The following is a 12429-nucleotide window of genomic DNA, read 5'->3' as shown; positions in this document are numbered from 1 at the left end:
AGTGATTAGTGCGCCTGATCCCAGTTATCACCATGGCCTGCATCTGCGACAAGAGGGACTTTCAGCTGCGCTGCAGATTCCATCAATTCCTGTACTTTACTTTCAATTTCGGCCAAAGATGACTCTTCCACTTCCAGAACCAGTTCATCGTGTACTTGCATCAACAGTTTAACCCGACCATCGCCCTCTTGCTCGATCCACTGATCAACCAAAAGCATCGCTTTCTTGATGATGTCTGCCGCCGTGCCTTGCATCGGTGCGTTGATCGCCGCACGCTCCGCCGCTTTACGACGCATCACGTTACGTGAGGTAATTTCCGGCAAATGCAATCGCCGGCCAAAAATGGTTTCGACATAACCGAGTTCAGACGCCGTGCTGCGAGTATCTTCCATATACTGCATAACGCCGGGGTAGCGCTCGAAGTACTTATCCATATAGCCCTGCGCTTCGCCACGCGGAATGCCCAACTGCTTCGCCAGACCAAACGCACTCATGCCGTAGATCAAACCAAAGTTCACCGCTTTAGCGCGGCGGCGCTGCTCGGAGGTGACTTGATCGATGCTAACGCCGAGAATTTCCGCAGCGGTCGCGGCGTGAATGTCTTTGCCCTGCTGGAAGGCATCCAACAAAGCCTGATCACCGGAGAGATGCGCCATAATACGCAGCTCAATTTGCGAGTAGTCCACCGCAAGAATTTTGTAACCATGCGGCGCAACGAAAGCCTGACGAATACGACGCCCTTCTTCATTACGGATCGGAATGTTCTGTAAGTTAGGATCGGTAGACGATAAGCGCCCCGTCGCTGTTACCGCCTGATGATAAGAAGTATGCACGCGACCGGTGGTCGGGTTAATCATCTTCGGCAACTTATCGGTATAGGTGGATTTGAGCTTAGCCAGACCACGGTATTCAAGAATCACTTTCGGCAATGGGTAGTCCAGCGCCAGTTCTTGCAGCACCTCTTCATTGGTCGAAGGCGTTCCCGAAGGGGTTTTCTTCACCACTGGTAATCCCATCTGCTCAAACAGAATGGTTTGCAGCTGTTTGGGCGAGTTCATATTGAACTCTTGCTCGGCGATCTCGTACGCTTTTTGCTCTAACTCATCCAAGCGCAGCGCAATTTCCTGTGATTGCGCGGACAGTTTCATGGCGTCAATCAAAACGCCAGTGCGTTCAATGCGAGACAGCACAGGCACCAAAGGCACTTCAATCTCTTCATACACGGACTTGAGTTTCTCATCCGCGTTGAGCGACTCCTCAAAGCGATTGTGTAGACGCAAGGTGACATCGGCATCTTCTGCAGCGTACACCGCAGCTTGATTGAGATCGATCTGGTTGAAGGTTAACTGATTTTTACCTTTGCCTGCGATCTGCTCAAACGAGATGCAGCTGTGCTGCAAGAATCGCAGCGCCAAGCTGTCCATATCGTGTTTGCCACCAACGCTGTTGTAAACGTAAGAGGCCAACATGGTGTCGTGTTTGATACCCCGCATCGCAATGCCGTAGCGAGCCAATACCGAGGCATCGTATTTTAGATTCTGGCCTACCTTCGCTTGCGCATCATCTTCAAGGATCGGCTTAAGTTGTGCTAGTACCCAATCGCGATCCAGCTGCTGCGGCGCATCCAAGTAATCGTGCGCCACGGGCACATAGGCCGCGATGCCCTCTTCGATGGCAAACGAGAGGCCCACCAGATTCGCCACCATGTAGTCGAGGCTGTCGGTCTCGGTGTCGAAAGCAAACAGCTCTGCCGCTTTGAGCTTATCTAGCCATGCATGGAAAGAGTCTTGGTCAAGAATCGTTTCATACTGGCTACGATCAATGTTTGCCGCCGACGTGTTCAGCTCTTTAGCTGGTGAAGCCGCAGCGCTGGTATCGCGTGTGGATGCCGCTTTTTCTACCGCTTCAACCACACCCGTGCCGCCATCAAGTAGCTCGGTCAACCAAGATTTAAAGGTTAACTGACCGTAGAGCTTTATTAACTCATCTTTATTCGGCGCCATTTTGTGCAGAGACTCAGGCGTTTGCTCCAGCTCAACATCGAGTTTGATGGTCGCCAACTGATACGACAACAGTGCATTCTCTTTGTTATCGAGCAGTTTTTTCGCCATGGTTTTCGAGCCACGAAAGCCCAATGCAGCGATGTCATCAAGGCGCTCATAAAGTGAAGAAATCCCGCCAATGCCCTGCAACAAGGCGACCGCCGTTTTATCTCCCACACCGGGAACGCCTGGGATGTTATCCACTTTGTCCCCCATCAGGGCGAGGTAATCGATGATCTGTTCAGGCGGAATACCGAATTTTTCAATCACGCCTTCTCGATCCATCACCACATTGGTCATGGTGTTGATCAGAATGACGTTGTCATCGACCAACTGCGCCATGTCTTTATCACCAGTGCTGATCAACACTGGCATGCCTTGCTGGGAAGCTTGATAAGCGAGCGTGCCAATCACGTCATCCGCTTCAACGCCGGGTACGCAGATCAGTGGCAAGCCCATGGCGCGAATCACATCGTGCAGCGGCTCTATCTGACAGCGCAAATCATCCGGCATAGGCGGACGGTGCGCTTTGTACTCCGGATACATCTCATCACGGAAAGTCTTGCCTTTTGCGTCAAACACCACCGCGATGCGCTCAGAAGCAAACTGGCGCATCATGCTACGCAGCATGTTCACCACTCCATAAACCGCGTTGGTCGGTATCTCACCATTGCTCATGGTGCCTGGGTAAGCATGAAATGCACGATAGAGATAGGAAGAACCATCGATCAGAATCAAGGGATTTTCAGGAATACTCGCCATAATTGTAGATATCCAGCAGACATTAAATTTGATGTGCTAAGGATGCCACGTCTACACCACTGAATCCATGTTGCAGATGCAATCGTCCTTTGCGGTGCACAAAATCTTATGCCAACTGAGCACCTCAAGCTGTGGATAACTCTGTTTATATTAATTATCCACTGGATATGCACTGGTTAAAAAGCCAATCAAAATAACAATTAAACCTTTGTTTTTAAATAACAAAGTAAAAATGCCAAGACGTGAAATTAGATCCTTTCAGGATCCTAGCATGTGGAAAAAATATTTTTTGTTGAAAAACACAGCAGATTTGTCAAGAAAATGCGCATAAAAAAAGCGACATCAAAAGATGTCGCCTAGCGAAATACGGTGCAGCCCAATCGGTGAGTACCACGGCCTGACCAGAAAGCTATAAATTACACTGGAAGCAATGTGAGCAATGTCGTGTCAAAAAGAATGCGTACAAGTTCTGGGCAGTTCAGTCTCATTACTTATTAACACCTTGGTTAATCGGGCAACTCAACATCCTTGTGAACTATTTCGTATTCCCTCAGACGCATTTAATAATAATGATTCTCATTTGATAGTCAACATCTAAATGAGAAAAAATCTCATTTATTTTGATAACTGTTTGACAAAGTGGATTCGAGACTCAGCAATATTTTCCATTTTTTCAAAATTATCAATCAGATAGTTATTTCTCAACAATAACCTCAGCATGGAGGGAAACTGATTGCGTGATTTGACTCTTATACGTTGATATCCCTGCTCAAGCGCCAAAGCCTCTTGTTCCTCTAACAGGCGTTGCGCTACGCCATAGCCTCTCGCTTGTGCTGAAACACCGCCAAACCAGCTGTAGAACTCATCACTGGTTAACTGATAGCCGATTTTAAATCCCAGCAACTGCTCACCTTGCAATGCCACCAACACCAACGATTTCTTGCCCTGCAAGCGCTCATTCAAAGTGTGCACGGTTTCTTTGCGCACAAACTCGTTGATTGTCGCCACCACCGCGACCACTTCCTCCAGCGATCCTTGACGCACTGTTATCGACATCGTTTCTCCTAGCATAAAAAAAGCTGGCCGAAGCCAGCCTGTTAAGCTCTTTGCTCTTACTTTGTTTGGCGCAAATGTGCGGCCGTTTGAGCATTTTCTTCCGCCAGCCACTCGGCAACGTCTTTCGCAAAGTAGGTTAAAATGCCGTCCGCCCCTGCACGCTTAAAGCACAGCAGCGATTCAAGCACAGTTTCACGCTCTTTTAACCAACCATTGAGAATAGCGGCTTTGTGCATCGCGTATTCACCCGAAACTTGGTAAGCAAATGTCGGCACCTGAAGCTCCGTTTTCACGCGGCGAACCACATCCAAGTACGGCATCCCCGGTTTTACCATCACCATATCCGCCCCTTCGTTGATGTCTAACGCCACTTCGTGCAGCGCTTCATCACTGTTGGCCGGATCCATTTGGTAATTTTTCTTATTGCCGCCTTTTAGGTTGGCTGCTGAGCCGACTGCATCTCGGAATGGTCCGTAGTAACATGACGCGTACTTGGCCGAATAAGCCATGATTTGCGTATGAATATAGCCAGCCTCTTCTAACGCTTCACGGATTTTGCCAATGCGGCCATCCATCATGTCCGACGGTGCCACCACATCGGCCCCTGCCTCGGCGTGTGAGAGTGCCTGTTTGACTAAGACTTCGGTGGTTTCGTCATTCATCACGTAGCCGTCTTCATCAATGATGCCATCCTGACCATGAGTGGTGAACGGATCCAACGCAACGTCGGTGATCACACCCATTTGTGGAACGTGCTCTTTCAAGGCACGAACGGCACGCTGTACCAAACCTTCTGGGTTGTAGGCTTCAGCCGCACACAAGCTTTTCGCATCCTGATTGACCACCGGAAACAGAGCGATGGCCGGAACACCTAACTGCGCCAGATATTGCGCTTCTTCCAGCATCAGATCGATAGACAAACGTTCCACGCCCGGCATGGATTCGACGCTTTCACGGCGATCTTTACCCATCAGAATGAACATCGGATAGATCAGATCGCTGACCGTTAACTGGTTTTCCGCCATGAGTCGACGACTGAAATCGTGCTTACGCATACGACGCATACGACGCGCCGGGAATGGCCCCTGGATAGATACAGACACTCTATTCTCCTTGTCTGGTGTATAGAATTGGCGAAATCATATCACTCTAGGTGCATGACGCCAGCAACAAAGCGGAAAAATGGCAAAAATGACCAAACGCTCACACTGACGTATAATCGCCCCACTGCTTTTATAACGAGACTCCGTAATGATCGATACTCATGCCCATATCTACGCCAGCGAATTTGATCAAGACCGTGCACAGGTCGTAGCACGTGCACAGCAGCAAGGCATCAGCAAGATCTTGTTACCCAATATCGATCTCAAATCGATTGAGCCAATGCTCGCTACCGAAGCCGCCTATCCCGATGTCTGCCGCTCGATGATGGGATTGCATCCATGCTACGTCGATGCCAATGTCAAAGAGACACTCAGCATCATTCATCACTGGTTTGCCAAACACCCTTTCATTGCGGTGGGTGAAATTGGCATTGATCTTTATTGGGATAAAACCTATCGCCAAGAGCAGGAGTGGGCATTCATCACCCAACTTAATTGGGCCAAAGAGATGGATTTACCTGTGGTGATTCACACGCGCGATTCGATTGAGGAGACACTAAAATTGCTGCGACAAGAGCAAGATGGTTCACTGCGCGGCGTGTTTCACTGTTTTGGTGGTAGCGTGGAAGAGGCCAAAGCGATCAACGATCTCGGTTTTCATCTTGGCCTTGGCGGAGTCTCCACCTTTAAAAACGGCGGCATGGATCGCGTGATCCCACAGTTGGATATGAACTACGTGATTTTGGAAACGGATTGCCCTTATCTCGCCCCCGTGCCACATCGGGGCAAACGCAACGAACCCGCTTACACGTCACTGGTTGCCCAACGTGTGGCCGAACTGCGCGGATGGTCGCTGGAAGAAGTGGATACGCTCACCACCCATAATGCGCAGCAACTGTTTCAACTACCCTAACACAGAGTGTGATACAGGTCACTCATCAGTGAGCCACTAGAAAATGAGAGAAAGCATGTTTTTAAACAAATAATTCATTAAATTATAAAGACTTTTTATTATTTTATGGATAAAGATCACATACAGGCATGGTATAACACTCCTATTGCATATATGATCCAGCGCACAAAATACATAACACGTGAGTTATCAGCATGTGCAATCATAGTGTTCACTTACAGCGTCAGCATCGTACTTTTTGGCATAAAATCATGGGTGTAAAAGAGCTTTACATCTGCACCAAATGTGGCCATGTGGTCAAAGTGAAATAAAAAAAGCGGCTTCTTCAGCCGCTTTTCTTATTTTGACTCATGCCTTGAGATCACTCATCACTCTCCGTCAGATCCGCTTTACGCGTATAAAAACGCGCAAAGAACAAGCCCACTTCGAATAGTAAACACATTGGGATGGCGAGTAAGGTTTGCGAAATAATATCTGGCGGCGTGAGCAACATACCGACGACAAATGCACCAACCACAATATAAGGGCGTTTTTCACTCAAACTCTTCGGATTGGTGGCCCCAGTCCAGCAGAGCAGAATGATCGCCACTGGCACTTCAAAGGCGATGCCGAAGGCCAAAAATAGCGCCAAAACAAAATCTAAGTAGCTAGCGATATCGGTAGCGAACTCGACACCGCCCAATGAGATGGCGGTGAAAAAACCAAACACCAGCGGAAAGACCACAAAATAGGCGAACGCTACACCGCAATAAAACAGCAGCGAGCTGGACACCAACAGCGGCATCACCAAACGACGTTCATGCTTGTACAAACCGGGCGCGACAAAAGCCCACACTTGGTACAAGATGAACGGCACCGCCACAAACACAGAAGCGATCAAGGTCAACTTCAATGGCGTGAAAAAGGGCGACGCCACATCGGTGGCGATCATGGTTGCCCCTGCCGGTAAACGTTCGACCAAAGGCGCTGAAACGAACTCATAGATCTCAGCGGAAAAATAGATTAACCCGACAAACACCACCAGCACCGAGACGATCGCTTTAAGTAGTCGATTACGCAGTTCAAGTAAGTGGCTAATCAGGGGCTGTGTCTGCTCTACGGAAGACATATCAAACCTCTACAGTCAAAACAGAGCAAAAGGAGCGGCCATAGGACCGCTCCTGAGAAAAGAGACTATTCGGCTTTGCTATCTGCCGTTTTCGTGGGGTTGGCTTCGGGCGCCGAATCAGGTGCTTTTTCTGTCACTGACTCCTTAGGCGCAGAAGCCGCTTCAGAGGCAGCGTAAGGTCGGTTGACCGACTGCGCCGCTTGCTGCAATTGTTCCACCGACGCTTTGAGCTCTGGCGAGAGATTTTCCATCCCCATTTGCTCCGCTTTGCGTAAGTTTTCCTGCAACTCCTGCACTTTCAGTTCGTGTACCAACTCATCTTTAACGCTGTTGGCCATGCTGCGCGCCGCACCAATAAAGCGCGACACGCTGCGAATTGCATGCGGCAAACGTTCTGGCCCCAGAACTACCAGGCCCACCACAGATATCAATACCAGTTCCCAAAAACCGATATCAAACACGAATTATGCCTGCTCTTTATCTTTTTTGGTTTCGTTTGCAGCTTGCTTGGTTTGCTGCTCGAGACTCTTTGGTTCGAAGTCTGCGTCTTTTTTGTCTGACTCATCGTCATTCATGGCTTTCTTGAAGCCTTTGATCGCTCCGCCCAGATCGCCGCCAATGCCACGCAACTTCTTGGTTCCGAACAGCAATATAACGATGACAGCAATGATTAGCAGTTGCCAGATACTGATACCACCCATTTTCTTTACCTCGGGTTTTGTAAAACAAACAATTTGATTAAGAGTTTAACGCCTATTGACGATAAGCTCGCCAGCTAAACAGCCAAAATGTGACGCCCATAAGCGCCGTTATCCATGATAGCTGCTCAAACGCATGGTCCACCAATATCGCTGAGCATACGACTAAGGTGGCGCCAACGCCAAATAAAAACTTTCCTGTCGCCTGCGAGCGCTTGCTTTGTCGATAGCCCTGATAAAGCTGATCCATTCTCTGGTTCATCGCTTTACCTTGTCTTAAGCTGTCGTAAAGCAGCTCCGGCAATTCCGGTAATTTTTCTGCCCAGAACGGCGCGCGATCTTTAATCGCATTGAGCACAGCCTGCGGGCCAACCTGATTCATCATCCAGCGCTCTAAGTAGGGCTTGGCGGTTTCCCACAAATCCAATTGCGGATAGAGCTGTCGCCCTAGCCCCTCAACGTAGAGCAAGGTTTTTTGCAATAGCACCAGTTGCGGTTGCACTTCCATATTGAATCGGCGTGCTGTGTTGAACAAATTCAGCAGCACGTGACCAAAGGAGATCTCACACAAGGGCTTGGCAAAAATAGGCTCACAGACGATACGGATCGCGAACTCAAACTCGTCGATATTGGTATCGGCTGGCACCCAGCCGGAATCGACATGCAGCTCAGCCACCCGACGATAATCACGATTAAAAAAGGCCAGAAAGTTTTCCGCCAGATAGCGTTTATCTTCACTATTGAGTGTTCCGACGATGCCGCAATCCAACCCGATCCACTGAGGATTTTCTGGGTGTTTAGGGCTGACAAACACATTCCCAGGATGCATATCCGCATGGAAAAAGCTGTCACGAAACACTTGGGTGAAGAACACGCTGACACCACGCTCGGCCAGTAGCTTCATGTTGGTGCCGTTGGCAACCAAGCCTTCAATATCAGAAACTTGGATGCCATATATTCGCTCAGAAACCATGACAGTTTCATTACTGAAGTCCGGAAAAACTTCCGGCACGTACAACTCTTCACTGTTTTCGAAATTGCGTCTGAGTTGGATAGCATTGGCCGCTTCTCGGCGCAGATCCAACTCATCCAGCAGTGTTTTTTCGTACTCACGCACCACTTCAATCGGCTTAAGACGACGTGTCTGCGGCAGCGCTTTGGCGACAATACGTGCCATGCGGAGCATCAGTTTGAGATCGGCATCAATGATGGGGCGAATGTCTGGGCGAATGACTTTCAAAACCACTTCACGACCATTGGATTTCAGGCGCGCAGTATGTACTTGCGCAATCGATGCCGACGCCAGCGGTGTGACATCAAACTCATCAAACCAAGTTTCAAGCGGCCCGCCCAAGGCTTTCTCTATTTGTGCCTTCGCCAAATGGCCATCGAAAGGAGCGACTTGGTCTTGCAGCAGCGCTAAAGGATCTGCAATGTGCGGCGGGAAAAGATCCCGCCTCGTTGAGAGCATCTGACCAAACTTGATCCACACGGGCCCAAGCGATTGCAACGCCAAACGCAGGCGTTCTCCGGGCGGCTTATCGGCGTGACGATTTTTAATCCAGAATAAGCTTTTGCGCAGTAAAAGGGGCGCTTTGGTTAGCTGGTGCGCCGGTAAGAGTTCATCTAAACCGTATTCCAGCTGCACTTGAATAATCTGATACAGGCGTTTCAGTTCGGTTGGCGTCATGCTTTCTCCAGCAATCGCGTCAAACGCGCTTCCAATTGGGCAGTGGCACTTTGCAGGTCATCCACTTGGTCACAAAAGTGCGCCACTTCTAACGGCCCCGGCGCCACACGCCACTCTTCGGTTAACACTTGCCCCAAATGGTTTTGATGTTTCTTCGCCTGAGCACGCAAAAACTCGCCAACATTGCGCGCCCCTTGCACGGCGCTGTGAGCAACCACATCGCCAGTGACGCGCGACAGCCACTCTTCCACATCCGGCTTGGCATCGGTCATCAACTGGGCAAACTTCTGCGCCAATTGGATATCGCCGTCCAGCACCAGTTGGTCTTGCTTAATCAGACGCGTGATGTTGGCCTGCTCACGCAATTGCGGCAAAACCGAGAGATTGAGCGACAAATAGCAATCTGGCTGGCCTTCATAATCGGCCAGCACATCGATTTGCTGACTGAACACAAAGGTCAGCGTCTGGTCGAGCTCTTTGAGATGGATTTGGATCACCTGCCCTTTGAGACGTAACAGGCGACGCTGTAGATCCGGATTGTCGTTGAACAACACATTGAGTGTGGTTTCAATCGCAGCGGTGATCAGCGGAGCAAAAGGCATGGGCGACCTCAGAATTTAAAACCACGGTGCAAAGCGACAATGCCGCCAGTGAGATTGTAATACGAGGTATTGTCAAAGCCCGCTTCGTTCATCATGCCTTTCAGTGTCTCTTGATCTGGGTGCATGCGAATCGATTCAGCCAGATAGCGGTAACTTTCTGCATCGTTGGCCACCAACTGGCCCATTTTAGGCAACAGATGGAACGAGTACGCATCGTATACTTTGGAAAGCGGTTCAAAAACCGGTTTGGAAAATTCCAGTACCAACAAACGGCCGCCGGGCTTGAGCACGCGAAACATCGAACGCAGCGCTTTCTCTTTGTCGGTCACGTTACGCAGACAGAAACTGATGGTGATGACATCAAAATAGTCATCCGGAAAAGGCAGCTCTTCTGCGTTGGCTTGCACGTAATGCACATTGCCGACGATGCCGCTATCACGCAGCTTATCGCGGCCAACGTTGAGCATTGAATTGTTGATATCAGCGAGGATAACGTGGCCTTTTTCACCGACGATGCGCGAGAATTTCGCCGTCAGATCGCCCGTGCCACCACCAAGATCCAACACGCGCTGCCCAGGGCGAGCACCACTGCAATCAATGGTAAAGCGCTTCCAAAGACGGTGAATACCACCCGACATCAAGTCGTTCATGATGTCGTATTTCGCGGCGACCGAATGGAACACTTGCGCCACTTTGGCGACTTTCTCGTCTTTGGCGACAGTGGTAAAACCGAAGTGAGTGGTTTCCTGTGATTCTAAGGCTGTATCTGATTGCACGCTGATATCCGTCATTATTCTTCCTCTTGAGCAGCACGGTTCGACATCGGACCCGGTTTTCGTTATACGGCCCTCGACTGCGGTCGATTAGTTTACTTTATCCTCAGCGGGATGTCTTTCTACTAAAGGGTCATTTTGCGCTAATTGCGCCAATTCGGCCGAAATGGGCCGTTTCACTTCAACCCCTAACTCTTTGAAACTTTCGGCTTGGCGAATGACGTTGCCCCGCCCCGTAACCAGCTTATTCATCGCCCCTTGATAGCTCTGATTGGCTTTATCTAATGCGCCGCCGAGGTTTTGCATATCGTCGACAAACAGGCGCAGTTTGTCGTAGAGCTTGCTCGCGCGCTCGGCGATGATTTTCGCGTTCTGATTCTGCCTTTCGTTGCGCCATAAATTGTCGATGGTGCGCAGCGCCACCAGCAAAGTGGTCGGGCTGACGAGAATGATGTTGTGCTCCAGCGCCTCTTTGACCAAGCTGGGATCTGCCTGAATGGCCAACTGAAACGCAGGCTCCACCGGAATGAACATCAGCACGTAATCTAAACTGTGGATGCCGCGCAACTGGTGATAATCTTTGACACTCAATCCCTTGATATGACTGCGTAGCGCCGCCAAGTGTTCGCTCAGCGCCTGCTCGCGTTGCTCGTCCGTGTCAGCATGAAAATAGCGTTCATAGGCGACCAGCGCCATTTTCGAGTCAATCACCACCTGCTTATCTTGTGGCAGAGAGACAATCACATCCGGCTGATAGCGCTTGCCCGCTTCATTTTGCAGGCTAACCTGCGTTTGATATTCGTGCCCTTCACGCAGGCCCGACTCTTTGAGCACCCGAGCCAGTACCACCTCGCCCCAGTTGCCCTGCTGCTTGTTGTCGCCTTTGAGCGCTTGGGTCAAATTGAGCGCTTCCCGGCTCATCTGCTCGTTGAGGCGCTGCAAATTTTTCAGCTCATGCACTAAGGTGTGGCGCTCTTTCGCTTCTTGGCTAAAACTGTCGTTAACCTGCTTTTTGAACCCTTCTAACTGCTCTTTCAATGGCGAGAGCAACCCCTCTAAACTGAGGCGATTTTGTTGATCCACTTTGGCGGTTTTCTCTTCAAACAACTGGTTCGCCAGCAGCTCAAACTGCTGCTTGAGGCGCGTTTCCGCCTGTTCAAGCAACTGTAACTTCTCTTGATTGGCTTGATTGACCTGCTCGTGGCGCGCTTGCTGCTCACGCAGTTGTGTCTCTAAGCTCGCTTTTTCTTCACGCAGGCGGCTTAGCTCGTCGGCGTAGTGCTGGCGTTCTTGTTTGACCGCCTCGAAATAGCGCAGCTTCTCTAGCGCGGCCATCAACTTGCCGTGCGACTGCTTGACCTCAAACGCCGCTTTATCGCGCTCTTCGTCGTATTCATCCAGCTCGCTTTGCGCTTGGGCTAAGGTGCGCGTGAGCTGCTCAATCTGGCTCTTGGCTAGTTGTTTGTCACTTTCAAGTTGTTGCAAAAGCAACTGATTCTGATAGGCGAATTTCTGTTTGGTCCACCAACTGGCGAACGCGGCACTGCAGGTTGCGGCGCCCACGACCGCCAGCAATAGGGTCTGATTTTCGATAATCCATTGCATAATAAGGAGTTGACCGAGCTAAGATGCGTGCTTCAATGGTATTTTGGTACTGGATAAATGTCCAGTTTGTTGCCCAG

At 50.0% G+C, this 12429-nt stretch carries 11 protein-coding genes; 1 reads left to right on the top strand and 10 read right to left on the bottom strand.

The genetic code is table 11. The annotated features are described in order from the left end of the window. Positions 1–5: 5 nt before the first annotated feature. From polA to hemB, 3 genes are all read right to left on the bottom strand, one after another. Positions 6–2804, bottom strand: coding sequence for a DNA polymerase I (gene polA / locus UF06_RS21775; RefSeq protein ID WP_045572340.1), 2799 nt, complete (start codon positions 2802–2804; stop codon positions 6–8). A gap of 615 nt (positions 2805–3419) precedes the next feature. After that, on the bottom strand, positions 3420–3860 hold the full coding sequence (locus tag UF06_RS21770; protein ID WP_045572339.1) for a GNAT family N-acetyltransferase: 441 nt from the start codon (positions 3858–3860) through the stop codon (positions 3420–3422). Between the two features lie 56 nt (positions 3861–3916). Continuing rightward, positions 3917–4963 (bottom strand): porphobilinogen synthase, encoded by a 1047-nt coding sequence (gene hemB, locus UF06_RS21765; protein WP_045572338.1) that lies wholly within the window; start codon positions 4961–4963, stop codon positions 3917–3919. 148 nt (positions 4964–5111) lie between these two features. On the opposite strand from hemB, the gene UF06_RS21760 reads away from it, so the two are divergent. Then, on the top strand, positions 5112–5876 hold the full coding sequence (locus tag UF06_RS21760) for a TatD family hydrolase (RefSeq protein ID WP_045572337.1): 765 nt from the start codon (positions 5112–5114) through the stop codon (positions 5874–5876). Positions 5877–6237: 361 nt separating this feature from the next. Here UF06_RS21760 and tatC read toward each other — a convergent pair whose 3' ends face one another. The 7 genes from tatC to rmuC all read right to left on the bottom strand — a co-directional run bounded on the left by tatC (position 6238) and on the right by rmuC (position 12352). Further along, positions 6238–6984 carry a twin-arginine translocase subunit TatC gene (gene tatC, locus UF06_RS21755; protein WP_045572336.1) on the bottom strand — a complete coding sequence of 249 codons (747 nt, stop codon included), beginning with the start codon at positions 6982–6984 and terminating at the stop codon, positions 6238–6240. Positions 6985–7049: 65 nt separating this feature from the next. Then, entirely contained in the window at positions 7050–7445 is a 396-nt protein-coding gene (tatB, locus tag UF06_RS21750; protein WP_045572335.1) for a Sec-independent protein translocase protein TatB, read from the bottom strand. Positions 7446–7448: 3 nt separating this feature from the next. After that, positions 7449–7685, bottom strand: a complete 237-nt coding sequence (tatA, locus tag UF06_RS21745) for a Sec-independent protein translocase subunit TatA (RefSeq protein ID WP_045572334.1) — start codon at positions 7683–7685, stop codon at positions 7449–7451. A gap of 52 nt (positions 7686–7737) precedes the next feature. Continuing rightward, positions 7738–9372 carry a ubiquinone biosynthesis regulatory protein kinase UbiB gene (gene ubiB / locus UF06_RS21740; protein WP_045572333.1) on the bottom strand — a complete coding sequence of 545 codons (1635 nt, stop codon included), beginning with the start codon at positions 9370–9372 and terminating at the stop codon, positions 7738–7740. Then, positions 9369–9974, bottom strand: coding sequence for an SCP2 domain-containing protein (locus UF06_RS21735; protein WP_045572332.1), 606 nt, complete (start codon positions 9972–9974; stop codon positions 9369–9371). The genes ubiB and UF06_RS21735 overlap by 4 nt, the downstream gene beginning before the upstream one ends. An 8-nt stretch (positions 9975–9982) precedes the next feature. Beyond that, the gene (gene ubiE / locus UF06_RS21730; protein ID WP_039422589.1) at positions 9983–10765 is read right to left on the bottom strand and encodes a bifunctional demethylmenaquinone methyltransferase/2-methoxy-6-polyprenyl-1,4-benzoquinol methylase UbiE; all 783 of its coding nucleotides are present in this window, start codon (positions 10763–10765) and stop codon (positions 9983–9985) included. Positions 10766–10837: 72 nt separating this feature from the next. Next, complete coding sequence (rmuC, locus tag UF06_RS21725) at positions 10838–12352, bottom strand: DNA recombination protein RmuC (protein WP_045572331.1); 1515 nt, start codon at positions 12350–12352, stop codon at positions 10838–10840. Between the last annotated feature and the right edge of the window lie 77 nt (positions 12353–12429).

The sequence above is a fragment of the Vibrio sp. S234-5 genome, assembly GCF_000960595.1.
Classification (GTDB): domain Bacteria; phylum Pseudomonadota; class Gammaproteobacteria; order Enterobacterales; family Vibrionaceae; genus Vibrio.
This window is presented reverse-complemented; position numbering and strand designations above follow the sequence as displayed.

Coding starts and splice junctions, on each gene's coding strand:
- UF06_RS21770 (WP_045572339.1), bottom strand. CDS start 3,860: ATGTCGATAACAGTGCGTCAAGGATCGCTGGAGGAAGTGGTCGCGGTG.
- rmuC (WP_045572331.1), bottom strand. CDS start 12,352: ATGCAATGGATTATCGAAAATCAGACCCTATTGCTGGCGGTCGTGGGC.
- ubiE (WP_039422589.1), bottom strand. CDS start 10,765: ATGACGGATATCAGCGTGCAATCAGATACAGCCTTAGAATCACAGGAA.
- UF06_RS21735 (WP_045572332.1), bottom strand. CDS start 9,974: ATGCCTTTTGCTCCGCTGATCACCGCTGCGATTGAAACCACACTCAAT.
- ubiB (WP_045572333.1), bottom strand. CDS start 9,372: ATGACGCCAACCGAACTGAAACGCCTGTATCAGATTATTCAAGTGCAG.
- UF06_RS21760 (WP_045572337.1), top strand. CDS start 5,112: ATGATCGATACTCATGCCCATATCTACGCCAGCGAATTTGATCAAGAC.
- polA (WP_045572340.1), bottom strand. CDS start 2,804: ATGGCGAGTATTCCTGAAAATCCCTTGATTCTGATCGATGGTTCTTCC.
- tatC (WP_045572336.1), bottom strand. CDS start 6,984: ATGTCTTCCGTAGAGCAGACACAGCCCCTGATTAGCCACTTACTTGAA.
- tatA (WP_045572334.1), bottom strand. CDS start 7,685: ATGGGTGGTATCAGTATCTGGCAACTGCTAATCATTGCTGTCATCGTT.